We start from the raw sequence: 23,988 nt of genomic DNA on the forward strand, positions 1-23,988 counted from the left end.
GTTTAAAACATAAAAAACGCCAATATTTTAAAGCGGATAATAACCCCAGGGCTTCTTTTGCCTTTTTTTTCGTTTGGTAAATTTCTTAATGTTTATAGCTAAACGACAATCGTCATCCCGCTACTTGTTAGCGGGATCTCTTGTTAGCGGCTGAGATACCGCGAATGAATCGCGGTATGACGGTTCGCGGCGGTATGGACGTAGGAAAACCTTTCTTGGGTCAGCTATAGAGACTCTCATCTTTAGCGAGCTTCAAGGTAATTGGTTGCTATTTGCGAAAATATTCGCATAATTTAAGTAACATTACTTAATAAAAATTAACTATGGAGCTTAATAAGATTGCAGCATCGATTTTACTTTCTGGGCTAATCATTATGATAGTTAGTAATGTAGTTGATATGCTTTACAGTCCAGAAGAATATAAGATTGAACACCAAACGATAGTAGCTGCTGGCAGCAATGAGTTCCAGCAAAAAATCGAGCAAGTGGCGCTTGATATTGGAGCGCTCATGCAGAATGCTAGCTTTGAGAAAGGTAAATCAGCAGCAAAAAAATGTATAGCCTGCCATAGTTTTGAGAAAGGTGGAATGAATAAAGTAGGACCAAACTTATGGAACATAGTTGGAAATAAAAAGGCCCATCTTGGTAACTCATTCAATTACTCAAAAGCAGTGCTTGAAAGAGGTGGAAAATGGGGGTATGAGGAGCTCTTTGCCTTTTTAAAGAACCCAAAAGCCTATATAAAAGGTACACGTATGGCATTTGCAGGTATTTCCAATCCACAAGAAATTGCAGATCTAGTTAGTTATTTGCATCAATTGAGTGATAGCCCGGTTGCTTTGCCAAAGTAGTATGGATTATTGTAAATTGTTTGATGGAAATAATGGTCACATAGCATATCGAAAGCTACAAGGAAAGAAAGCTTCTGTAGTTTTTTTCGGTGGATTTGCATCCAATATGGATGGAACTAAAGCAACTGCTATTTACAAATTTTGCCAAGAAAATGACGTAGCACTTGTGCTATTTGATTATTTTGGTCACGGTCATTCAAGTGGTAATTTTATTGATTACACGATAAGTGATTGGCAAAAAAATTGTGCTAAAGTAATGAGTGAATTAACTAGCGATAAACAAATAATTATAGGTTCAAGTATGGGAGGATGGCTGATGTTGCTCACTGCCCTTCAATTTCCAGAAAAAATTGCAGCACTAATTGGTATATCGTCTGCTCCCGATTTTACTGAAGATTTGATATTCAAGCAATTGTCAGGCAAGCAAAAAGAAGAACTAGATTCTAAAGGTGTAATAGATTTTACTTCAGAGCATTGTACATACAAAATAACTAAAAATTTGATCGAAGATGGCAGAAAGAACCTTCTTTTAAACAAAAAGACAATAGATATAAACTGTCCTGTGCGCTTGCTGCATAGCATTAATGATAAAGATGTTCCTTATCAAACTTCATTGAATTTAGCTGAAAAAATTAAGTCAACCGATGTTGAAGTACACTTAATAAAATCAGCAGAGCACAATATGTCTGACAATCATTCACTGGAAGTTTTATTTAAGACCATTAGAGAATTTTGTAACCAGACTGCATTCTGTGATTTTTAGCAAAACACGATTTTTCATTTGAGCTTTCTTCAACTTAAAATAAATACAGAAAATTGCTGCCTATAGCTAAACTGACTTAGATTTACCGACAATTTGAAAAACCGTCATCCCGCTACGTGTTAGCGGCTGAGATACCGCGGCGGTATGACGGTTCGCACCATCACACTTTGGAACCTTACAGATATTGAGCAAATCCAATAATATCCTTGATTTCTTTTATATTATGGGTTGCAATTTCTGCTGCTTTCTTTGTGCCTTTTTTTAATATTTCATGTAAATGGAATTGGTCTTTTAAAAGATCATTCATTTTCTCACGTATGGGTGATATAACACTGATAATTAAATCAGCTAACTCTTTTTTGAAGTGCTTCATGTCATGTTTGTTCACTTCTTCACATACTTTTTCTGCATTTACATTACTAAGCACTGAATAAATGTTTATCAAATTGCTTATTTCTGGTCGGCACTCTAAAGTAGCAAAGCCTAGAATTGAATCTGTTTTTGCTTTTTCTATTTTTTTGACAATTAAGTCATCCGTATCATCAAGGTTAATGCACGAATGTTCTGAAGGATCAGATTTACTCATCTTGCTTGTACCATCTCTTAAGCTCATTATCCTTGATGTGCAATCCAAAGTTAAGATTTCAGGTACGATGAAATAATCCAGCTTATAATGATTGTTAAAAGCTGATGCAATATCACGTGCAAGCTCCAAATGCTGTTTTTGATCATCACCAACAGGAACGTATTTAGTTTGATACAACAATATATCTGCAGCCATAAGTACTGGATAACTATATAATCCAAGAGAGGCTTTTTGTTTATCGCTGCCAGCTTTATCTTTAAGTTGAGTCATGCGATTAAGCCAACCAATTGGTGTATAGCATCCAAGCAGCCAGCCCAGTTCTGCATGACCACTAACTGTGGACTGACTAAAAATAATGGACTTTTCTGGATCTATTCCGCATGCAATATAAGCTGCTGCTGTTTTGAAAATATTACTTTTTAATTCACTTGCGGAAAGCTTATTTGCTGTGATTGCGTGTAGGTCGACAATACAAAAAAGAGATTTGTATTTATCCTGTAAGTCTATCCACTGTTTGATTGCACCAAGATAATTACCTAAATGTAGTACGCCACTTGGCTGGATACCTGAAAAGACAATACTTGTCATTATACATTTACCTCATGCTAATCGTTTCCACAATCAGCAGATTTCTTAGAAATAATAACCATTGCAGGACGGAGCAACCTATTTTTGATAGTATAACCAGTTTGTAGTACTTCTACAATGGTGCCAGGCTTTTTTTCATTGTCTTCTCTTTCCACAACAGCTTGGTGTAAATTACTATCAAAAAGCTTACCAAGTGGGTCTACTTCCTCTATTTCATGTTTTTTTAGATCATTTATAATTTTTTGATAAGCTACTTTGATTCCTTCATGAACAGGATCACCGTCTTTCAAATTTTCCATTACTTTTTTTAAATTGTCACACGAGTCAATCATATCACGTGCAAATTTTGTGACTGCGTAGTCACTTGCATCGCTAATTTGCTTTTGCATTATACGTTTGACGTTTTCATTATCTGCAACAGCGCGGCGTAAATGATCTTCAAGCTGGGCTGCACGTTCTTTTAATGTATTGAGATCTTCATTTAAATCATCTGTTTGCTTATGGTTATCACTTTGTTGGTCGTCACCTTTCTGCCTATTTACCATATCAGCAAACTTTTTCTCCTTACTGCTATCTGACATATCATTACCCTTAAGAATCTAATAAATATATAACAATTAATCTGAAAATATCAAGCGCCAGCTACATTTGTCTTTCTATGCTCGCATTTAAAAAGTCAATTAAAGTAGTTTTATAAAAAGAATCAGAAAAAGTACTAATATCATTTTGCGCCATATTAATGTAGTGTCTAGCTTTTTCCATAGAAAGCTGAATGGCATTATGGTGATTAATATAGTGTAATGCTTGGTCAAAATTGTGTCTAGCTGAAGAAAAGCATTTTTCCCAGAATTTTTGCTCTACTGGACTGCCCTTTTCGTATGCTATAATAGCAGGTAAGGTGACTTTACCTTCGAAAAAGTCTTTTCCGACTTGCTTTCCAGAAGTGCCTTGACTAGCAGTATAATCGAGCATATCATCAACTATTTGAAATGCCATACCAAAATTAAAACCAAAATTCTTTAGCCTCTCTGTTTCGTCATCTGTTGCACCAGATACTGTAGATGCAGCTTCACAGCATGCAGAAAATAAAGACGCTGTCTTTTCTCCAATGATATCAAAATAATTTTCCCTGATTGTGTGGGGGTCAAAACGTGTTGTCATCTGCTTTATTTCACCCTTCACAAGTAAATGCGATGCTTTAGATAAAATAGGGAGAATATTTAAATTTCCACACTCTATAAGCCATCTAAATGCTAGAGTCAACAATAGATCACCAACTAAAATGCTTGATTTATTTCCCCAAATCTTATTCGCTGTTTTAACTCCATGACGTGCCTCACTTTCATCGAGCACATCATCATGAAGTAAAGTAGCATTGTGTATAAACTCTACCGATGCAGCAACGTTGATCCTATTCTCCCCAGAATAGTTTAGCATTTTACATATAATAAAAACTAGTTTAGGCCTTATTTTTTTTCCACCTGACCTAACAAGATGAGATATAATATCAGTAGCAAGCTTAGCATCTTCATCATTGACATTTTTGAAGACAAAGTCATTCATAGCTGACAAATCAGAAGATACAATATCGTCTAATTTATCGCTGTTTGTTAAATCAGTATTTAGCATTTTAAGAGACTTATGCCTCTTGCCCTTGTGCTTTCTCGTTCTCTACTTTCTTCTTTTCTGTTTTCTTTGGTTCTGTTTCTAAAGTTACTATGCCTTTTTTGATAAACCACAGTACTCTTTCAGTTGCCTGCGCGCCTACACTTAGCCAATGTTTTAATCTATCAGCTTTCACCACAACACGATTTTTATTGTCTTTTGGTAACATTGGATCATATTGTCCTATTTTCTCAATAAAACGCCCATCTCTTGGTGCTCGTGAATCAGCTACAACTATTCTATAAAAAGGGCGTTTCTTTGCGCCAAACCTTGCCAACCTTATTTTAACTGCCATGTTAACCTTTATTCATATGTTAGTTACAATTTTATACAATGAGCCGTTTTAAGTCAAATGAATTATACAACCTTTGCACTTTATAATATAATTACCAACAATGTAGGGCAGCGCTGGGCGCACAGCTATACGAACATTCATTTTTGAAGGTAAATTGCACAGCAAATGGTGTCATTCCAGTGCTTGACACTGGAATCCAGCCTTTTTTTAATCATTAAAACGTTGTATTTTAACATAAAACGACTACTTTTATGCTTACCAACTTAATAAAATTCCTGGATCCCAGTGTCTGGGCACTGGGATGACATCCTTTCTAGTGAAGATTGCTCTCAAATCGCAATGTTCGTACAGTTGTGTGTCTGGGCACTGGATGCGTTTGAAGCAACTTATAAGATTTTTGATTATATATCATCAAGTATAGTGTGATTAACCTCGACTTTATACTTTGATTCCAGATAGCTAATTAATTGCTCTTTTAGCGATATCATCACACGTTTTCCGGTGTCAAGCGTGTTTAATTTGCCATTTGATGAATGCATTTCTTTTAGAACACCTATTATAATTTCATTATTGTATTGAATAGGATCTGTCACTGAACCAGTTGTTTTCATATTGAAAATCTCTTCTACAAAAGAAAAGGGGTAGTTTTGTTGATCCACTTTATTGCGGTGCATCTGCTGACCTTTAACTAATTCCACACCTTGAATTTCTTCCAAATCTGTTTTTTCTCTTAGTTGAACTGCAACCTCTTGCCCGAATTTAAACATTCTTTCTTTTATAAACTCACTACGCCAAAGCTCTACCGCTAATGCCTTGCCTTCTTCAAAACTTTGCAATTTGGGTGGAACGATATCGACGATTTTTACACTAACAACAGCGTCCCCAACGCCCTTAAAATAACCTTTCTGATCCTTTTCTCGCGAAAAAATGAAAGAAATCAAATCACCAGAATCTCCTACGTTATTACCGCTTTGATCTTTTCCACTCGCATCTACTGGACCAATAGTTTGTATAGGTAAATTATATTCACTCAATATTTCTTCAATTTCTGAACCATTGTATATCTTATAGTTCACTTGGTTTATGAAATCATTGACTCTTTCAAAAGACTTTTGGTTAGTTAGAACTGACTTTATGTCTTTTTTTAAATCAACTAAGTCTTCATCAGAGATTTGATGCGCACTTTCCACTTTTACTATGTGCCAACCAAAACTGCTTGCTAAAACTTCACTTACTTCACCTACTTTAAGAGCAAATACCTTCTCTCTCACGTCTTCTGGTAAAAAATCCTTAGTTATATTATTTACTCTAGTTTCCTCAAGTTTTGCTTTGCCAAACTCTTCTACTATCTGTTCAAAGCTTGTTTTACCCTCCTCAAATGCTCTTCTTGCTGTCTCAGCTTCTTCTTTGGTAGAAAATATTGCATTGAATATATCTCTTTGATTTTTAAGTTCTTGTTGTTCTATTATACCATCAACTTCTTCATCTGAGATCTTGATTTGATCTTCAAAATACTTTTGGCCTAGGGAAATATATTGCGCAGTTCGATACTCAGGATAATAAAAATGGAATTTATTTCTTTCGTACAAATCAAGTAAGGCTTGATCATCTGGTTCAGGAATGTTTGTAACTGCATCTTCAGTTATTTTAACAATATCAACTACTCTAGTTTGGTAGCGACTTTTGTATATCTGCTCATCAATTTTCTCGCCAAAAGTTACTGGATAATTATCTTTAAATAATGAAGTCATGAACATCATTGCAGGCAGGACTTTCTCTAGCTTTGCTATTACTCTTTCTCTGTCATATGCAGGTCATTTAGCGTTTCATAGAATTTATTTTTGTCAAATTCACCTTTATCATTTTGAAAGTATTTGGTGTTTTTAATATGGTTTTTTATAGATTCTTCTCCAACTGTCAACCCCAGCTCACTAGTTAGGTTAAACAATAGTTTTTGCTCTATAAGTGCGTTAAGCAAATCATATTTCAGCTTTTTTACTTGTTCTCTACTCGCATCAGATCCAGAAATTTGCTTTTCATAATTTTGATATAGTGATTTATACTCATCTGACGTTATAACTTCTTTTCCAACCCTAGCTACCTCTTCTTTTTCATCATCACCTGATAAAAGGTTGCCAATTCCCATGAAGATTAACAAGCAAGCTAAAAGGACAACGGTTACTTTAGTGAAAAAATTTTTAACATTCATTTTAAACCCAGTTAATTAATGATTAATTATAGAATAGTGATAATTTAATGCTTGTAAATCTGTTGCTTTATTAGCTAATATATATAATATTACAATATATTAACTTAAAATTTAACTCTCTAATCTTAAATAGGAACATATGTTTAACTGAGTTATACTATACCTTAGGAAGGGGAAATATTTTGTTTGAAATATGCTTAAAGGTAAGCGCATTTAATTAACTTAAGAGGTGGGAAGTGACAAACAAAAAGTTATTGAATGACAAAATTAATGCTTTTTTAGTTTTAATAGTTTATATTTTAGCTCTGTATAACAGTAAGGGATACTTTAAATGGGAGATGCTTTTTTGATGTCAATGGAATCTTCTAAGGGCAATAACGATAGAAATAAACAGTTTCTAGTGCAAATAGCTGCTTGGTTAGTAGACAACACTGGTTTAACTTTTAATCAAATAGCACAATGTTGCAGATTGGCCCTTGAAGAAGTACAAGACATAGCTGATGAGGAAATAGAAGTAGAAAAATATAACCCTATTATTTCTGGAATAATTACTGAAAAAGAAATCGATGATTGCAAAAAAAATCCAAATCGTGTACCAAATTTGATTATAAAAAATATAAAAAAAAGGAGTAAAGCGATTGGTAGCATTCTTGGCTTTGCCTCTACGGCAAGACGTAGAGATAAACCTGATGCGATTTATTATTTAGTAAAAAAATTTCCTATCTTGGACAATAACGTTATAGCTAAATTAATTAGTACAACGAATTACACAGTTGAGCAGGTAAGAGATGGATCTCATCATAACATGCAAAATATAAAACCCCAAGATCCTGTACTACTCGGCTTATGTAGTCAAGAAAATTTAGAAGCAGAAGTGGAAAAAGCAAAAGTAGAAGAGGAGAAGCAAGAAAGGTTAAAAAAATATAAAGAATAGCTATTGAAAATCCTCAAATTTTTGTGCTTTGTTAACATTAAATTAACTTGACTTGCTAGTGTTTATTAGTATAATGTAAGTAAAGTACGGGGTTTAATGATAATTAAGCTTAATACGCACTGAAACTAACTCAGCCTAATTTATTATCTTATAGTCACATTTTAGGTTAGTAAGCATCAATTAAAATTTTTGGAGGATTATGACAACAATCAATGAAGATGTTTTGGCAAAAGGAAAGGTTACAGCTCAACCTGAAAAAAGTGAGCAAATTTACAATAACGATACAGTAAAACAGATGGTCAATGAAGGTACTGAGAAAAACAGAAAAACATTAGATCTGAGCGAATTAAAAGAGAAAACAGCAGAAGAATTGTTAGAGTTAGCTGAAGAAAGAAAAATTTCAACTAACGGTAAAAGCAATGGTAGAATGCTAAAGCAGGAAATAATATTCAGCTTAATGAAAAAAATGAGTGAAGAAGGAGGCATAACCACAGGGAGTGGAATAGTGGAAATATTGCCTGATGGTTTTGGTTTCTTACGTTCAGCAAGTGCAAATTATGCCCCAAGTACCGATGATGTTTATATTTCTAACGGGCAAATAAAGAAGTTTAATTTACGTACAGGAGATATGGCATATGGAGAAATAAGGCCACCTGGTGATAAAGAGAGATATTTTACTTTAACTAAGGTTCAAAGTATAAACTCTACTGAAGTAAGTGAATTAAGAAAGTACGTCCATTTTGATAATTTGCTTCCTCTTTATCCTGAGGAAAGCATAGTACTTGAGTGTAATAATGGTGATGATAAAAAAGGCTTAAGCATGCGTGCTATAGATATAGTAGCTCCTCTTGGAAAAGGGCAAAGAGCGTTAGTAGTTGCTCCACCTCGCACAGGAAAAACTGTATTGCTTCAGCAAATGGCTAACTCTATAGCTATAAATCACCCTGAAGTAGAATTAATAGTGTTACTTATAGATGAAAGACCTGAAGAAGTAACAGATATGATACGTTCTGTAAAAGGTGAGGTAGTAAGTTCTACGTTCGATGAGCCTGCTTACCGTCACGTACAGCTTGCTGAAATAGTAATAGAAAAAGCTAAAAGAATGGTTGAGCATAAAAAAGATGTGGTAATTCTACTTGACAATATTACTAGACTTGCACGTGCTTATAATGCAGTTATTCCTTCGTCTGGGAAAGTTCTAACTGGTGGTGTAGATTCAAACGCACTGCAGAGACCAAAACGCTTTTTTGGAGCAGCTCGTAATATTGAGAATGGGGGTTCTTTAACTATAATCGCCACAGCTCTTATAGAGACTGGTTCAAAAATGGATGAAGTTATTTTTGAAGAGTTTAAAGGTACAGGAAATGCTGAGATCATACTTGATAGAAAACTTTCTGATAAACGTATATTTCCAGCTATTGATATTACAAAATCCGGAACAAGGAAGGAAGAGCTATTAGTTGATAAGGCTATACTAAATAAAATATGGGTGGTGCGTAGGATACTCAATCCTATGGGACCCGTTGAAGCAATGGAATTTTTACGTGACAAACTACTTTTAACAAAGAGCAATGCTGACTTTTTTAACTCCATGAATCACTAAAAGTAAGCCAGTTATGATGGATATGCTGAGCAAAAAGTAAAACGCTCTTATAGCTAAAATAATTTGGATTTACCAAAATATATTTATAGTTAAGTTGGCAATTTACCTTAAGTTAGCTCGTGACACTGGAATGACACCCTTGGTGGCAGACAGCTAAAGGAAAATATCAACTAGGTTTATAATCTATCACTACCGTGTTTGCAATTTTGTCATGAAAAGCTTGTTTATGTTCATCATCTACTGCACATACTAAAACTAGGATTAGTATAGCTAAAAGTAAAATAGGATTATAAAGCGATATACAGTAAATTATGAAAAAAGCGATGGTTCTTTTTATTGCTTGTATTAGAGTGATCTGCTCAAGTGTATCTTTGTCTCTTACACGCATGCTAAATAACAAGTGCCCTAGAGTGCCGCCAAATTTTACTAGCATGAATATATGAAATATACATGGTATCATTAAAAATAAAGAAAATACAATCGTGGTGATTACAATTATTGCACCCATGATCCCTTGTATTGCGTGTGTAAGTGAGAAACCTACCGCCATTAAACCAAATGGTATTGCGATAAATAAAATACAATCAACTATAAATGCTAGAGTACGTCTTGTCATCGTTGAGTAATTTACTTTTTTATCCATATACTACCTATAAAGAAAAATATCAACTAGATTTATAGTCTATCACTACTGTTTTTGCAATTTTATCGTAAAAAGTCTGTTTGCGTTGATCAAATACTGCAAACAAAAATAAAATTAGCACAATTAAAAGATATAGAAAAGTATAACCATGATAATGCAGATGAAGCAAAAAGCGAAAAATAATCCAGATGCTTCCCTTAGAAATACATCTTATTGTTGCTTGCATAAGGGTAACATTTGTAAATGTATTAGCATCTTTAATATGCATACCACACAATAGTTTTCCTGGGGTACCACCAAGTTTTGTTACCATTAATATTTTGGATATTGTTAGTACTAATGTTGCGACCACTGTAGAAACTATAAATGGTATTTCTGTTGCTAGTTGTGCAAGTTCCTGAAAAGAGTCTTTATCTTGATCTTGTAATGATACGATGAATACACCATAGATAAAACCGAAGATAAAATGAGGGGAAAATATGAGAAGGTCAAGTACTTCTGCCACAATACGCCTTGTAAATCCTACATAATTTACTTTAACATTTATTTCAGTATTCATAACCCCACCTATATTTCATAATATCATCATATAATATAAAAATACGTTATTAAATAACCGTAAATATACTAACTTGGGTAATATTAGCTACTTGTGCCACTCTATTATTTAAATTAATATTAAATCATTTATAACTAGGGAAGTTATGTCAACACCAATCACAGTTGCGTATGGCGACGGTATCGGGCCAGAAATTATGGAAGCGGTGCTGTCGATATTGCGCGAAGCAGAAGCGAAAATCTCAATAGATATTATTGAAATAGGGGAGCGTGTTTATAGTAAAGAATGGTCTCACGGAATTTCTCCAAGTGGTTGGGAATCAATTGAAAGGACAAAAATATTATTAAAATCTCCGACAACAACTCCTCAAGGTAAAGGCCACAAAAGCTTAAACGTTGCACTCAGAAAAAATCTAGGGTTGTATGCAAATATCAGACCATGCATTTCATATCATCCTGTTATAGAAAATAAATTCGATAAGTTTGATATCGTAGTGATACGTGAAAATGAAGAGGACGTTTACACCGGAATAGAGCATAGGCTCACTGGTGACTCTTACCAATGCACTAAAATTATTACTAAGTCTGGCTCAGAGAAGATATGCAGGTACGCTTTTGAATACGCGAAAAAACACAACAGAAAAAAAGTAACTTGCCTGACTAAAGATAACATCATGAAAATGACTGACGGAACTTTCCATGCCGCGTTTGATCGCATTGCAAAGGAATACCCAGATATAAAGGCAGAACATTATATAGTTGATATTGGAATGGCGCGTGTTGCAACAGAACCGGAGAATTTTGATGTTATAGTAACCGAGAACTTATATGGCGACATATTATCAGATATAGTCGCACAAACCTCTGGATCTGTGGGGCTTGCCGGAAGTAGCAACATCGGGAATGAATACGCAATGTTTGAAGCAGTGCACGGTTCTGCCCCTGATATTGCAGGAAAAAACATAGCCAATCCTTCTGGTCTTTTAAATGCTGCAGTGCATATGCTAATTTACATAGGTCAAGTGGGTACTGCAAAACTAATCTACGATGCATGGCTCAAGACTTTGGAGGATGGAATACACACTGCCGATTTATATAAGGAGAAAAGAAGTAAACAGAAAGTTGGTACCAAAGAATTTGCAGAAGCTGTTATAGATAATTTAGGAAAGAAACCTGCTGAGCTTATAATTGGCAGTGGTTCGGATAGTAAAATAAATAAAGTACAAGACAATTACGAACAAGATTACAAAGTTAAAAAGCTAGTGGGTAGTGATATAACTCTCGCTTGGGACAAATCCAGTAATGTTGATCAAATAGTAGGATTATTTGAATCAAGTAATCTGCAAATGATAGCAATATACTCAAAAGGACTTGCGATTTGGCCAGGAAACTCAAAACCTTCAAGTGACCAAATAACCTGTAGGTTTATCGCAAATAATGAAAAGCAAGCTATTACAAATAGTGATGTAAATAACTTGCTAATCAAAATCGAAGAACACAATTTTGACGTGGTGAGAATGGACAAATTGTATTTGTATGATGGGAAAGAGGGGTTTTTCTCTTAATGATCGTTTGACATTCTTATGATTGTATAAAACATTTAAATAGATTATACTAGAGATATAATTTATTTATGTGAGATGTAGTAATGGGTCAACATTTCAAGTTAACTGGTCAGGAGTTTTGTGATAATGCTGATCTGTTCAACGTATTGGAAATAGAAGCTAAGCAAGTTATAGGTAAGGATCATCAAGAGCTTAGTAGCGTTTTAAAAAAACAATATAGAAAATTGATTCTTGTACACCACCCTGATAAAGGTGGAAATGAAGAAAGATTTAAAAATCTTGACAAAGCTTATAAAGAATTAAATGCATATATTGAACCTTTAAAGTCAGGGGACCCTTGTGTTAAAATTAGCGTTGATGATGAAAGTGATGGGCATTTAACAGCGCGTGAATTCCATTATAGGAAGAAATTATTTGAAAAATTGAATATCACTGAAGAGGAAGTTAGAGGAAGGAATTTTGCTGAGCTTGCTTCTATACTTGAAAAAAAAGCAGCTCGCTAATACAGGATCTGCAACACCAAAATAAATTAATCCATGATATAAATTATTGGACAAGATATGGCTCACTTTTCGATGATAAAGTCAAAGAGCTGAGAAATGAGCTTGACGAACACTTGCTTAAACCTAACATACAATTATTTAGTTATATCGCCCCTTTAACAAAGAATGGAAGTTTAATAAGGGAAGACAAACAAGCGCTAATGCAAAAGTTTATAAAGCGTAGAGACGATTTGCTATCTAGTCTTTTTAAGACCAAGGCATATACTTTACTTTTTTTAGCCTTTGCTGAAGCAACTTATTGCTATATTTTCTTACCTACTTGGTTAATTGCCAGTAATACCTTGATGTGTTTATGCTTGCCACTAGTAGCATTAAATCTTATTATGACAGAGATTTTATCTGCTTTAACATAACATTACGAAAAAAAATACAAAAACTCTGAAATTTCTACTGATCAATATGTAAATAGAATAAATTGTATTTACTTATGCTATAAGCTTTTTGTTTTTTACCCTTTGCCTGTCTTTTTTACTTCTTTAATGATAGAGGGTTTTATCTCTGGCAGTTTTTATGTTGATGTGACAATATTTGGTACTTTGTCATTGTTAGCACTGCTAGCTACTGAGATATTTAGTCCTACATTTTCAAAGGCTTGTGAAATATACACTGAAAAACACATGAAAGATTTACTTGAGGAAGATCTAAGAGATAGAGTGCAAAAGGAAACTGATCTGTTAGGACGGTATGATCCACGAAGGCTATTAATGCCAATAATTATGCCTCTTGTTAGAAAGTGTTTTACAGAGGTGGCAAGCGAATTTGCTGAGAGGAATTTCGATGAAGTAAACACTAATATGTCTGATGTTAACACTGAACAGCCACCTAGACCTCAAGCGGTTGAATTTGCATAGTAGAATATTACGGTATAGTATAAACTTTTAGCTCTATGCATGGACTCAAAAAAAGTAGAACTAATATTTGAAAAGTTTCAACAATCAAATCCTGCGCCAAAAATAGAGCTAAATTATACCAATCATTTTACGTTACTGGTTGCGATAGTTTTATCAGCGCGGACAACTGATGTAAGCGTTAATAAAATTACAAGAGAACTATTTAATATCGCTGATACGCCAGAAAAAATGCTGAGCTTTGGGCAGAGTGAGCTGAAAAAATGCATAAGCAGTATTGGTTTATATAATTCCAAAGCAAAAAACATAATCGGGCTCAGCAAAATATTGATTGAGAGGTACAATAGCAAAGTGCCTACTGATTTCGATGATTTGGTGTCTTTGCCGGGAGTGGGAAGAAAGAGCGCTAATGTGTTCTTAAATTCGGGGCTTGGCATTCCAACATTGGCAGTTGATACTCACGTTTTTAGAGTGAGCAATAGAATCGGGCTTGTGAAAGAAAAAGATGTGTTTAAAACAGAACAATCTCTTTTAAATGTGGTTCCCAAAAAATACCTGCTTTATGCTCATCATTGGCTAGTTTTGCATGGTAGATATGTTTGCAAAGCACAGAAACCTTCGTGTGAAACGTGCATAATTCATGATTTATGTGAATTTGAGTGCAAAAGGTATAAAGTCTAGTATTTCTTTTTTTGTCATCCAAGTAGCTATAGAAACGAAAAAACTTACTTGACACATTTTGCTGGAATGATACAAGTTATTATTCAAACAACAGTTATGCAAGAGATCTGATTACATCTAAGCTAACAATGGACCACTAGATATATTACTAACCACGTTGACCTGATTCAATATTTTATTAGTGGGATTGAAATAATTTTCTATAAATTCCTTATATATAGCTGTTAACTTGTGTATATCGTTTACTGATACGCATTCGTTTATCTGATGTGCAGTTTTGTTGATTATACCAAATTCAATCACTGGACAAACATCTTTGATAAACGCAGCGTCAGATGTGCCACCACTTGTGCTCAGCGCAGCATCAATACTGGTAACTTTATTTATTGCATCAAGCATAATATCAGTATTCCTATCGGGAGTAGAGAGGAAAACGTCCCTGCTGCTATGCATAAAAAGCTTATAATCGTTAGTTACACTAGAGCATATTTCATCAATCAGCTTATATAGGCCACCCGGTGTTTGTTCATTGTTATATCGAATGTTAAAACGTGTAGTTGCTGAGCCAGGTATTAGATTGCTAGTATTATTTCCAACATCGATAGTAGTAACTTCGCAATGTGAAGGCTGAAAATATTTATTACCACGATCAAAAGTAGCATTTTTTACCTTACTCAATATCGATATTACCTTATATATTGGATTATCTGCTAGGTCTGGGTAGGCAACGTGCCCTTGTTTTCCATGGCAAATTAATTCAAATGTTACAGAACCTCTTCTGCCTATTTTTATGGTATCACCTAATTTCTCACTACTGGTTGGTTCGCCAACCACACAAAAATCTATCTTTTTCTGCTTATTTTTCATCCATTCCAAAACTGCCTTTGTTCCATATTCTTCCATGCTTTCTTCAGCACTGGTAATCAATGCACTTATCGAACCATTAAATTGAAACTTCTCTGCAATCAAATTTACCATAGCAGCAATAAATGCAGCTACTCCGCTTTTCATATCAGCGGCCCCTCTTCCATATAGCATTCCATCCCTCACTTCTGGATTAAATGGACCAAATGCCCAATCTTTTAACTGACCCGGTGGTACAACATCAACGTGCCCAGCAAAGCACAAATTTGGTACTCCATTTATATATTTCGCATAAAGATTTTTAACTTTATCACCAAATTCTAAAATCTCACAATCAAAGCCGCTCTTCTTGAAGATTGTTGCTATATACTCTATTGCCCCGCTGTCTTCTGGTGTTATACTCTCAAAAGAGATCAATTTCCTAGTTAGCTCTACAGGGTCAATTTTCATGTCAATCTTAAAATACTTATACTGCTATATTGTAAACACTCTATGCACTATTTAAAACAAATATTACATCAAACCGAACAAACTTTTCTAAGGGAAGTAATAACAGATTACTACCTTGCTGATGATATCTATGAAATATGCACACGACACGGAAATGACGTCTTTCTAGTTGCAGATAAAAATACAGCAAAACTTTTAAACAAAAACGTACTTAATAAAATTCCTAACTTAATTATTCCAGCTCCACCTCCACCTGTCATTCCAGCGCGTGACACTGGAATCCATAAGTTGTTTTCCTGGATCCCAGTGTCAGCTACTTGCATGACACCAAGCAGAGCTGCCTCTCTTGAAACCGTAAATCTAGTTAGAAACAAAGCAAAAGACAGTGACTTAATAGTTGCATTTGGTAGCGGCACTGTTAACGATATCTGCAAATATGCAAGCTACCTCGAGAAAAAAGATTATATATCGTTCCCAACAGCCGCTTCTATGAATGGATATACCTCTGCAAATGCTTCAATATTAGTAAATGGATATAAAAAATCGTTCAAAGCACATCTTCCAAGAGCAGTATATATAGATATAGACATACTTGCCAATGCACCACTGCGTCTCACATTAAGCGGATTTGCAGATTTCATTTGTCGTTCAACAGTTCAGGCTGACTGGCTACTATCTCATTTGTTGCTTAGCACAGAATACAATGAATTACCTTTTACACTTGTTCGCGATTTGGAGCAAATTTTGCTAAGAGAGTATACGGCGCTTACTAAAAGAAGTAGAAAAGTGGTCCTATTACTTATGGAAGTTCTACTAATTTCAGGACTTGGAATGGTAATATCAAAAGGCAGCTATTCTGCAAGCCAAGGAGAGCATATGATAGCTCACGCAATGGAAATGGTAACAAGAGATCATTCCTTACTACATGGCGAAAAAATTGCTGTTACGACGATTACCATGGCTAATTTGCAGGAAAAGATATTATCAATACAAAACCCGATTATCAAACCGACCACTTTAGATGTAAAACATATAACTCAGTGCTTTGATAATATCGAATTTGTAAGAACTTTTGAACAGAAGCAAATTATGCAGCAAAAAATCCAAGAGATTATTTGTAAAGAATGGCATAATATTTCCAGTTTAATTAAGCAAAATTTACTACCTGCAAAACACCTGCAAAAAATATTTGAAGATCTATCAATTCCACACTTACCAGAGCACCTCAGTTGGAATAAAGAACAATATTGTAAAGTGGTCGATCTTGCGTTTACAACAAGAGATAGATTCACCTTTCTTGACTTAGCTAACTGCATAGAAGAAAGTTAAGTTTTGTAGTGAAATTCTGTCATTTAAAGAGATCATAGGCCAAAAGCTAAACCCTTTTCACAATCTCTTATCCATTGTCTCCTCACCTGAGTGGATATACAACTCATTCCAAGTAACTGACACTGGGTTTCACCAATAGCACTGCTTTGCTAAACATAGTTTAGTTCGAGTGGCTGAGGAGGGACTTGAACCCCCGACCAAGAGATTATGATCCTCCTGCTCTACCAACTGAGCTACTCAGCCTAATTAAAAACCTTATTATACACACGATCTATATGTTTCGTATAATACTTCAAATCAAACAAAGATTCAAGTTTTTCCGAGTTAATAACCTTAAGTAAGGGTTTATCTTGTTTCAATTCGGCCAGAAAATCACTGTTGTTTTGTTTCACTTTCATTGCATTGCTCTGAACAATTTTATACGCCTCTTCCCTCGCCAAACCACTATTTACTAACTCAAGCAATACACGCTGTGAGAAAACTAAACCTTTTGAAGAATTTAAGTTCTTTTCAATGTTTTCCTTATTGATCACCAATTTATCTATCAAATCTGTTAATCGCACTAAAGCAAAATCCATTGTTATACAAGCATCAGGAGCAATGCATCTTTCCACAGACGAGTGTGATATATCACGTTCGTGCCACAATGCAACATTTTCTAACGCAGGAAAAACATAACTGCGTATTAAACGTGAGAGTCCAGTCAGATTTTCACTTAAAATAGGATTACATTTGTGTGGCATAGCAGAGCTTCCCTTCTGCCCAGTGGAAAAATGCTCAGAAATTTCGCCGATTTCAGTTCTTTGCAAATGACGAATTTCAACAGCAACATTTTCTATTGAGCTTGCAATCACTCCCAAAACTGAAAAGAACATAGCATGTCTATCACGAGGAATGACTTGAGAAGATATGATTTCAGGTATGAGTCCTATTTCTTTCGCTACATATTCTTCAACAAACGGATCAACATTTGCAAAATTACCTACTGCACCTGATATTTTACAAATTGAGATTTCTTTTTGCGCGCTAATTAATCTCTGATAATTGCGTTTAAATTCAGCATAAAATCTGGCAAATTTTATTCCAAGAGTTGTTGGTTCTGCATGCATTCCGTGACTGCGTCCAACACAAACAATATCTTTATAGTCCTCAGCTTTTTTTTTCAATGCTGCAAGTAAATTTTTTAGATTCTCGAGCAAAATATCACAGGACTCTTTCAGTTGCACCGCAAGGCATGTATCCAAAACATCAGAACTTGTCATTCCATAATGAAGATAACGAACATCAACTCCCGCTTTTTTAGCAATATATGTCAGAAAAGCTATAACATCATGTTTTACAATGGATTCAATTTCGTTGATACATTCAACATCAAATTCAATAGCACCAGAGAGGTTCTCAGCAATATTATTCGGAATCACTCCTAACTTTGCTTGAGCTTCACACGCTAATTTTTCTATTTTAAGCCATATATTAAATTTATTATTTTCCTCCCAAATGGAAGACATTTCTTTTCTGCTATAGCGGGGAATCATTTTTGATTTATTCCAATAATGGTGTCATTCCAGTGCGTGACACTGGAATCCAGGTATAAAAGTATTTGCAAATTATTCAATGGACAACGGATTCTAGAAGCATAAAATAATGTCCATGATGAAATAAACTGGATCCCAGTGTCACGCACTGGGATGACATGAGGGGAGCACTGGGATGACATCAGCTTAGCCATGGCAGACATTTCTTTACGACTATAACAAGGGATCATCTTTGATCAGCTATCATCACCATCAGTAGCTTCTTTATTCGCATCTTGCTCTGCCTCTTGTTGCTCAGACTTCTGATTTTGCAATTTTACTTGCCTTAGCTCATTTGCATCTGTTTCGGATTTCACGACGTATATAGTAATTGGTACTACTACTTCACTATGTAATTCTACGTTTACTTGGTATTCACCCAAGTTTTTGATGCTTACTCCACCAAAAGATAAACTACGGTGATCTATCACATGTCCTTCTTGTAGTAAAATTTTCGCAATTTCACGTGTTGTTACAGAACCAAAAATTTTACCATCCTCTGAAGCTTGCTTTATCAATACCACAAACTTATCATGTAGTGACAATGCAAGCTCTTTTGCTACATTTAATCTTTTTATATTCTCTTCTTCCAGTAATAAACGTTGCTCCTCTAGCTTTGTTAAATTTTCCTTGGTAGCTTTCACCGCTTTTCTTTGTGGAAAAAGAAAATTACGTGCATAACCTGGTTTAACTTTGACAACTTCACCAAGCTTACCTAAAGTCCTTATATTTTCCTTTAAAATTATCAACATAAATTACCTAAACTTTTTTAGTACAGTAAGGAATAAGAGCTAAAAAACGTGCCCTTATGATCGCTAAGCGTAACTTCCTTTGTTTTTTTGCACATACGCCTGTTAATCTTCTAGGTAATATCCTACCATAGTCAGAGGTAAACTTGGATAATAAATCTATATTCTTATAATCTATGTCTTCATCTTTAGACGCAGCAAGAGGGCAAACTTTAGAACGCCTAAAGCCAGTCCTATTATTTACAGATACGTAAGAATTATTAAAACTATTTCGTCTTTTCATCATTATGCGCTTTGCTCCTCAATTTGTTTATTCATCATATGAGATTTACCTTCAAAAATTTTATCAACCTGCACAGGAAAGTGGCGAATAACGTTCTCATTAAGTTTCATTCTACGCATAAATTCATCCAGAATGCTTGCAGTAGAACTTATGCACATTATACAATAATGACCGCTCTTCATTTTATTTTTGTGATATGCAAAATCCAAAAGACCCCAATGTTCATACTTGATTAATCCTGATGCTTCAATGTTTTTCAAAAGCATTTCCAACGCTTTGCTCGATTGAGTTGGACCGTTTATTCTAAAATCTTTCAAAATATCTTGAAAAATCTTTATTAGATGTTCTGAAATATTTCTCTTCAAAGCATTTACTGCGTTATGGATAAACGCACTTTTAGTACTGCCTCCTAGAAATTTTGTAAAATCTTGCGTTATTCCTAAATCTTTTAGGTCATCTTTCAACTCTTTATCGATTTTTGACTTCACTTCTTTCAAATTTGAAAGATCTTCTTCCAATTCAACCCATAAAATTTTTGTAAGATCTTCCAAGAAATCAGAGTAAGCAACTAGACCTTCTTTAATGTTTTCAGCACGCACTTCTAACTCTTGTGTTGTAAGCTTGTCATTTCCTTTTTTCAGAATATCCCTGATTTGCTGGAACATAACATCTGCTTTAATATTTTTCAATGAAACAGCTAGCTCTTGGACCATCTCCTCTACTTCTTGCTGTAATAATCCTTGTTGTGTTATAAAAGTAAATTCATAAAGATTCACTATATCTTCCTTTAATACCGATTAAATATTTCATTATATAAAGCTTTTTTATATAAGCAAGTTATTTGTATTAATTTCTACGCCTTTAATCCAGCTTAAGTTAGATATTTCATAAATTACTTGAGGAGCAATTGAGTATGCACCTGGTAATAAGATGCTCACTTTATGTTTTTCGAGAAGAAGTTTTAGCATTATTTTGGTTCTGCCTTCATCTTTCAATATTGTGTTTAATTCCATAGCGGCTTTTTGCGAATCCGTGCACTCAGTGGTGAGAACTAATTCTTTTATTGTAGAAGTGATTCTTTTTGTAAACTCAGATATATTTTTGCCTGCCAATCTTGTTGTATTTTCCGAAGCTTCAAGATCAATTATCACAAATGTTCCTGGTGAAAATAAATCTCTTTTTTCTTCTATTATTTCATTATTATAGAATGCTATTTCAGAAACGTTATGGGGATCAGAAAGTGTGAGGATAACAAACCTTCCACGCTCTGAAGTTCTCATACGTGTATTTAATATTACCCCAGCAGTTTTTGCTGTTCTATTTTCTCCGATAAACCCAATATTTAACTTTTCCAGAAGAGTTCTAAATTTTTCAAGCGGATGATTAGTTAAATAAAATCCTAGTGAAAATAACTCATGTTCTAATTTTTCCTCTTCATCAAAATCTTCCACATTCTCAAGTTTCGGTTTGAGGACATCAAGACTACCAAACAAAGCAGCTTGACTTGATTCTCTATCCTGTTTGTTTTTATTTGCAAAGTAAATCAGCGTGTCCATTGACTCATATAGCTGCTTTCTGTTCTTATGCACGCTATCGAATGCTCCGGATTTAATCAGGCTTTCTAGCGCTCTCTTATTTATTGTATGACCTGAATTTTGAATGAATTCCCATATGTCCTTACAAGCGCTTGAACGTACGTTCACTATTCCTTCCGCTATAGAAAAACCAACATTCCTCAAGGCAGCAATACCATAACGTATGCGTTCATCCTCTATTGAAAATTCAGCTTGAGACTTGTTTATATCAGGTGGAAGAACGGTAACGCCACTAAACTTTGCTGCATGATAAAATAAATTCAGTTTATCTCTATCATCAATATTCAGATTCATTAGTGCTGTAAAAAATTCTAATGGATAATTAGCTTTAAGGTAAGCCGTTTGATAAGATATCACCGCATATGCTGCAGCATGAGATTTATTGAACCCATAACCAGCAAATTTTGCAACAAGGTCAAAAATATAACTTGCCCTGTCATAATCAACGCCATTCTTCGTTGCCCCTTGGATGAAAAGTTCACGTTGTTTATCCATCTCTTCCTTGATTTTCTTACCCATAGCACGTCTCAGCAGATCTGCTTCCGCTAAGCTATACCCGGAAAGAATACGGGCTATTTCCATCACTTGTTCTTGGTAAATTATTACCCCAAATGTCTCTTTTAATACTTCCTCAAGTAACGGATGAATATAATCTGGCTTTTCAAGGCCATGCTTTCTTGCAACATAAGTTGGAATGTTATCCATAGGTCCTGGACGATAAAGGGAAATTAAAGCGATAATATCTTCAATGCAGTCCGGTTTTAGTTTAATTAAAGCTTCTCTCATTCCCGAACTTTCAAGCTGAAACACTCCAATTGAATCACCGCTTGAGAGCATCTCATAGGTTTTTTGATCATTCAAAGGAACTGAAGAAATATCGATCTTTTTTTCATCACGATTAATTAAACGACACACATGATCTATTAGCGTTAGCGTACCAAGTCCAAGAAAATCAAATTTTATTAGCCCAGCTTTTTCCACATATTTCATGCTGTATTGAGTGATTGGCAGAGCCGAATTTGGATCGTAGTACACAGGAACAAAATTTTCCAACTTTTGATCACATATTACAATTCCAGCAGCATGAGTTGAAACGTGACGATATATTCCTTCGAGCTTAAGAGATATAGCAAGGAGCTTTGCAATTACTTCATCACTATCCCGTTCTTTCTGCAGATTTTGATCAAACTCTATCGCTTGCGATAAAGTTACAGGATTTACTGGATTAAATGGAACCATTTTAGATATTTTATCCACTTGAGAGTAAGGCATTTGTAATACTCTACCAACATCACGCAATACTGCCCTTGCTTGCAATTTACCAAAAGTGATTATTTGAGCAACATAACCGTACTTTTTCTGAACATAATCAATAACCAGGTCCCTTTTCTCTTGGCAGAAATCGATATCAAAGTCAGGCATCGATACACGATCAGGATTCAAAAATCTTTCAAATATTAGGCCAAACTTTATTGGATCAAGGTCTGTAATCTGCAAGCCCCAAGCAACAATTGATCCAGCACCAGAGCCTCTTCCTGGACCAACTGGAATGCCATTTGCTTTGCTCCAACGAATGAAATCAGAAACTATCAAAAAGTAGCCAGCGTAGTTCATCGAAGTTATCACACTCAGTTCGTAATTCAGCCGATCGTAGTATTGTTTAAGGTCTATGTCTGTCTCATTCGCAATACGGAATTCTAATCCTGCAACTGCCTGCTCCCTCAGTTCTTCATTCTCAGTTTTATTTTCTCGACAAGGAAATTTAGGCAAAATAGGCTGCCTGCTTCTTGGCATGTAAGAGCACCGCTTAGCTATCACTAAAGTGTTATGAATTGCTTCGGGAATGTCGCTGAACAGCTCCTCCATTTCTGCCACAGATTTGAAGTAATGCTCGGTAGTTAACTTCTTTCTGTTATTCTCCAGGGCATAACTCCCCTCCGATATACACGTTAATATATCATAAGCCTCATAGTCAGACCTATTTGGAAAAAATACATCGTTCGTTGCAACTAGTGGTATATTGCGCTGATAAGCAAAGTCTATCAAAGCTTCTTCAAGCTCTAGCTCTTTATTCAACCCATGACGCTGCAATTCAACATATAAATGACCATTGAATGCTGAAAGCAGTTTTTCAACCGTTTCTTTATCTTGCCCCAACAATAGTTGAGCCAAACATCCACCGGTTAAAGCGATCAGACCCGTACTTAAATTCAATAGCTCATCAAAATCAACGTAAGGAATATCGCTGTTATTCTTGCGCTTTCTAAAAGACTCACTCACCAAAGTGACTAAATTAGTATATCCTTGCTCATTTTTTGCAAGCAATAATATAGGTAAATTTTGTTCTGAATGTTTTACTATAATATTGCATCCTATTATTAGCTGTATTCCTCTACTTGCTGCATATTCTGCAAACTCAAGTGAACCAAATAAATTACCTGAATCAGTAATTGCAACCGCTGGCATTTTATTTCGCAAACAAAGGCCGATCAGCTCCTCAATTTTAACCGAGCTTTCAAGAAGCGAATAAACACTCTGAACACGTAAGTGTATGAACATAAGAAACTTTAGATCAACAAAAAAGGATAACATTAATTTACTCATGAGAACATAATTTTCATGAGAACAAAAGCCTATAAGATTTCTCAAATCTAAGGTTAAAATACAAAAAACTTACTTGACAAACTCCGCCAGCCCCCTTATCATGAAACTGAAGCTATTGTATTTGCTTTCGCCAATCTGCAGATTAAAAGGTAAGGATTACTTAATGTATCGGCGTCTTATGTTCAATT

Annotated in this window: 22 protein-coding genes, 1 tRNA gene and 1 pseudogene; 9 read left to right on the top strand and 15 right to left on the bottom strand. The window is 34.9% G+C overall.

Annotated features, from left to right (window positions below):
• Positions 1 to 323: 323 nt before the first annotated feature.
• Together BA053_RS00990 and BA053_RS00995 are read left to right on the top strand one after the other, a co-directional pair.
• Positions 324 to 851: a c-type cytochrome gene (locus BA053_RS00990; RefSeq protein ID WP_010082469.1), complete on the top strand. Its 528-nt coding sequence runs from the start codon at positions 324 to 326 to the stop codon at positions 849 to 851.
• Position 852: 1 nt separating this feature from the next.
• On the top strand, positions 853 to 1,614 hold the full coding sequence (locus BA053_RS00995) for an alpha/beta hydrolase (protein ID WP_012673268.1): 762 nt from the start codon (positions 853 to 855) through the stop codon (positions 1,612 to 1,614).
• A 175-nt stretch (positions 1,615 to 1,789) separates the two neighbouring features.
• Here BA053_RS00995 and trpS read toward each other — a convergent pair whose 3' ends face one another.
• The 5 genes and pseudogenes from trpS to BA053_RS01020 form a co-directional block, all read right to left on the bottom strand.
• Positions 1,790 to 2,788 (bottom strand): tryptophan--tRNA ligase, encoded by a 999-nt coding sequence (trpS, locus tag BA053_RS01000; protein WP_065106662.1) that lies wholly within the window; start codon positions 2,786 to 2,788, stop codon positions 1,790 to 1,792.
• A gap of 17 nt (positions 2,789 to 2,805) precedes the next feature.
• Positions 2,806 to 3,369 (bottom strand): nucleotide exchange factor GrpE, encoded by a 564-nt coding sequence (locus tag BA053_RS01005; RefSeq protein ID WP_065106663.1) that lies wholly within the window; start codon positions 3,367 to 3,369, stop codon positions 2,806 to 2,808.
• Positions 3,370 to 3,430: 61 nt separating this feature from the next.
• Positions 3,431 to 4,417 (bottom strand): polyprenyl synthetase family protein, encoded by a 987-nt coding sequence (locus BA053_RS01010; protein ID WP_065106664.1) that lies wholly within the window; start codon positions 4,415 to 4,417, stop codon positions 3,431 to 3,433.
• A 10-nt stretch (positions 4,418 to 4,427) separates the two neighbouring features.
• Positions 4,428 to 4,748 (bottom strand): 30S ribosomal protein S16, encoded by a 321-nt coding sequence (rpsP, locus tag BA053_RS01015; RefSeq protein ID WP_006279266.1) that lies wholly within the window; start codon positions 4,746 to 4,748, stop codon positions 4,428 to 4,430.
• A 401-nt stretch (positions 4,749 to 5,149) separates the two neighbouring features.
• Positions 5,150 to 6,957 (bottom strand): annotated as a pseudogene (locus BA053_RS01020) (peptidylprolyl isomerase).
• A gap of 331 nt (positions 6,958 to 7,288) precedes the next feature.
• Here BA053_RS01020 and BA053_RS01025 point away from each other — a divergent pair.
• Both BA053_RS01025 and rho read left to right on the top strand, forming a co-directional pair.
• On the top strand, positions 7,289 to 7,891 hold the full coding sequence (locus BA053_RS01025) for a cell cycle transcriptional regulator TrcR (RefSeq protein ID WP_010082495.1): 603 nt from the start codon (positions 7,289 to 7,291) through the stop codon (positions 7,889 to 7,891).
• 199 nt (positions 7,892 to 8,090) lie between these two features.
• Entirely contained in the window at positions 8,091 to 9,494 is a 1,404-nt protein-coding gene (gene rho / locus BA053_RS01030; protein ID WP_007549497.1) for a transcription termination factor Rho, read from the top strand.
• Positions 9,495 to 9,660: 166 nt separating this feature from the next.
• Here the strand turns inward: rho and BA053_RS01035 are convergent, their stop codons facing one another.
• Both BA053_RS01035 and BA053_RS01040 read right to left on the bottom strand, forming a co-directional pair.
• Complete coding sequence (locus tag BA053_RS01035) at positions 9,661 to 10,137, bottom strand: RDD family protein (RefSeq protein WP_065094489.1); 477 nt, start codon at positions 10,135 to 10,137, stop codon at positions 9,661 to 9,663.
• Positions 10,138 to 10,159: 22 nt separating this feature from the next.
• Positions 10,160 to 10,696 (bottom strand): RDD family protein, encoded by a 537-nt coding sequence (locus tag BA053_RS01040; protein WP_065094490.1) that lies wholly within the window; start codon positions 10,694 to 10,696, stop codon positions 10,160 to 10,162.
• A 145-nt stretch (positions 10,697 to 10,841) separates the two neighbouring features.
• Between BA053_RS01040 and icd the strand changes: the two genes are divergently transcribed.
• The 4 genes from icd (at position 10,842) to nth (ending at position 14,352) form a co-directional block, all read left to right on the top strand.
• Entirely contained in the window at positions 10,842 to 12,260 is a 1,419-nt protein-coding gene (gene icd / locus BA053_RS01045; RefSeq protein WP_065094491.1) for an isocitrate dehydrogenase, read from the top strand.
• Between the two features lie 83 nt (positions 12,261 to 12,343).
• Entirely contained in the window at positions 12,344 to 12,763 is a 420-nt protein-coding gene (locus tag BA053_RS07930) for a DnaJ domain-containing protein (RefSeq protein WP_245611537.1), read from the top strand.
• Between the two features lie 539 nt (positions 12,764 to 13,302).
• Positions 13,303 to 13,674, top strand: coding sequence for a hypothetical protein (locus BA053_RS07115; protein ID WP_156518213.1), 372 nt, complete (start codon positions 13,303 to 13,305; stop codon positions 13,672 to 13,674).
• A 39-nt stretch (positions 13,675 to 13,713) separates the two neighbouring features.
• Entirely contained in the window at positions 13,714 to 14,352 is a 639-nt protein-coding gene (gene nth, locus BA053_RS01055; RefSeq protein WP_065094492.1) for an endonuclease III, read from the top strand.
• Positions 14,353 to 14,469: 117 nt separating this feature from the next.
• Here nth and dapE read toward each other — a convergent pair whose 3' ends face one another.
• Entirely contained in the window at positions 14,470 to 15,666 is a 1,197-nt protein-coding gene (gene dapE, locus BA053_RS01060; protein ID WP_065106665.1) for a succinyl-diaminopimelate desuccinylase, read from the bottom strand.
• 42 nt (positions 15,667 to 15,708) lie between these two features.
• On the opposite strand from dapE, the gene BA053_RS01065 reads away from it, so the two are divergent.
• Positions 15,709 to 16,995, top strand: coding sequence for an iron-containing alcohol dehydrogenase (locus BA053_RS01065; RefSeq protein WP_065106666.1), 1,287 nt, complete (start codon positions 15,709 to 15,711; stop codon positions 16,993 to 16,995).
• 170 nt (positions 16,996 to 17,165) lie between these two features.
• Here BA053_RS01065 and BA053_RS01070 read toward each other — a convergent pair.
• The 7 genes from BA053_RS01070 to dnaE form a co-directional block, all read right to left on the bottom strand.
• A tRNA-Met gene (locus tag BA053_RS01070) sits at positions 17,166 to 17,238 on the bottom strand.
• Complete coding sequence (gene purB / locus BA053_RS01075; RefSeq protein WP_012673216.1) at positions 17,238 to 18,530, bottom strand: adenylosuccinate lyase; 1,293 nt, start codon at positions 18,528 to 18,530, stop codon at positions 17,238 to 17,240. The genes BA053_RS01070 and purB overlap by 1 nt, the downstream gene beginning before the upstream one ends.
• Complete coding sequence (locus BA053_RS06570; protein WP_082941378.1) at positions 18,527 to 18,760, bottom strand: hypothetical protein; 234 nt, start codon at positions 18,758 to 18,760, stop codon at positions 18,527 to 18,529. The genes purB and BA053_RS06570 overlap by 4 nt, the downstream gene beginning before the upstream one ends.
• Before the next feature lie 6 nt (positions 18,761 to 18,766).
• Positions 18,767 to 19,321, bottom strand: a complete 555-nt coding sequence (gene rplI / locus BA053_RS01080) for a 50S ribosomal protein L9 (protein WP_006279792.1) — start codon at positions 19,319 to 19,321, stop codon at positions 18,767 to 18,769.
• Between the two features lie 7 nt (positions 19,322 to 19,328).
• On the bottom strand, positions 19,329 to 19,604 hold the full coding sequence (rpsR, locus tag BA053_RS01085; RefSeq protein ID WP_007548890.1) for a 30S ribosomal protein S18: 276 nt from the start codon (positions 19,602 to 19,604) through the stop codon (positions 19,329 to 19,331).
• A complete protein-coding gene (locus BA053_RS01090) occupies positions 19,604 to 20,377 on the bottom strand; it encodes a 30S ribosomal protein S6 (protein WP_065094495.1) in 774 nt (257 codons plus the stop codon). The genes rpsR and BA053_RS01090 overlap by 1 nt, the downstream gene beginning before the upstream one ends.
• 48 nt (positions 20,378 to 20,425) lie before the next feature.
• A complete protein-coding gene (dnaE, locus tag BA053_RS01095; protein WP_065106667.1) occupies positions 20,426 to 23,755 on the bottom strand; it encodes a DNA polymerase III subunit alpha in 3,330 nt (1,109 codons plus the stop codon).
• Positions 23,756 to 23,988 lie beyond the last annotated feature (233 nt).

The organism is Wolbachia endosymbiont of Nomada ferruginata (genome assembly GCF_001675785.1).
GTDB classification, from domain to species: domain Bacteria; phylum Pseudomonadota; class Alphaproteobacteria; order Rickettsiales; family Anaplasmataceae; genus Wolbachia; species Wolbachia pipientis.

Bases quoted from the DNA above. Each gene is read 5' to 3' on its own strand.
- BA053_RS01065 (WP_065106666.1), top strand. From the start codon at position 15,709: ATGCACTATTTAAAACAAATATTACATCAAACCGAACAAACTTTTCTA.
- rho (WP_007549497.1), top strand. From the start codon at position 8,091: ATGACAACAATCAATGAAGATGTTTTGGCAAAAGGAAAGGTTACAGCT.
- rpsP (WP_006279266.1), bottom strand. From the start codon at position 4,748: ATGGCAGTTAAAATAAGGTTGGCAAGGTTTGGCGCAAAGAAACGCCCT.
- purB (WP_012673216.1), bottom strand. From the start codon at position 18,530: ATGATTCCCCGCTATAGCAGAAAAGAAATGTCTTCCATTTGGGAGGAA.
- BA053_RS01010 (WP_065106664.1), bottom strand. From the start codon at position 4,417: ATGCTAAATACTGATTTAACAAACAGCGATAAATTAGACGATATTGTA.
- BA053_RS01005 (WP_065106663.1), bottom strand. From the start codon at position 3,369: ATGTCAGATAGCAGTAAGGAGAAAAAGTTTGCTGATATGGTAAATAGG.
- dapE (WP_065106665.1), bottom strand. From the start codon at position 15,666: ATGAAAATTGACCCTGTAGAGCTAACTAGGAAATTGATCTCTTTTGAG.
- trpS (WP_065106662.1), bottom strand. From the start codon at position 2,788: ATGACAAGTATTGTCTTTTCAGGTATCCAGCCAAGTGGCGTACTACAT.
- BA053_RS00995 (WP_012673268.1), top strand. From the start codon at position 853: ATGGATTATTGTAAATTGTTTGATGGAAATAATGGTCACATAGCATAT.
- rpsR (WP_007548890.1), bottom strand. From the start codon at position 19,604: ATGATGAAAAGACGAAATAGTTTTAATAATTCTTACGTATCTGTAAAT.
- nth (WP_065094492.1), top strand. From the start codon at position 13,714: ATGGACTCAAAAAAAGTAGAACTAATATTTGAAAAGTTTCAACAATCA.
- BA053_RS07930 (WP_245611537.1), top strand. From the start codon at position 12,344: ATGGGTCAACATTTCAAGTTAACTGGTCAGGAGTTTTGTGATAATGCT.
- BA053_RS06570 (WP_082941378.1), bottom strand. From the start codon at position 18,760: ATGATCCCTTGTTATAGTCGTAAAGAAATGTCTGCCATGGCTAAGCTG.
- dnaE (WP_065106667.1), bottom strand. From the start codon at position 23,755: ATGTTCATACACTTACGTGTTCAGAGTGTTTATTCGCTTCTTGAAAGC.
- icd (WP_065094491.1), top strand. From the start codon at position 10,842: ATGTCAACACCAATCACAGTTGCGTATGGCGACGGTATCGGGCCAGAA.
- BA053_RS01035 (WP_065094489.1), bottom strand. From the start codon at position 10,137: ATGGATAAAAAAGTAAATTACTCAACGATGACAAGACGTACTCTAGCA.
- BA053_RS01040 (WP_065094490.1), bottom strand. From the start codon at position 10,696: ATGAATACTGAAATAAATGTTAAAGTAAATTATGTAGGATTTACAAGG.
- BA053_RS00990 (WP_010082469.1), top strand. From the start codon at position 324: ATGGAGCTTAATAAGATTGCAGCATCGATTTTACTTTCTGGGCTAATC.
- rplI (WP_006279792.1), bottom strand. From the start codon at position 19,321: ATGTTGATAATTTTAAAGGAAAATATAAGGACTTTAGGTAAGCTTGGT.
- BA053_RS07115 (WP_156518213.1), top strand. From the start codon at position 13,303: ATGATAGAGGGTTTTATCTCTGGCAGTTTTTATGTTGATGTGACAATA.
- BA053_RS01025 (WP_010082495.1), top strand. From the start codon at position 7,289: ATGGGAGATGCTTTTTTGATGTCAATGGAATCTTCTAAGGGCAATAAC.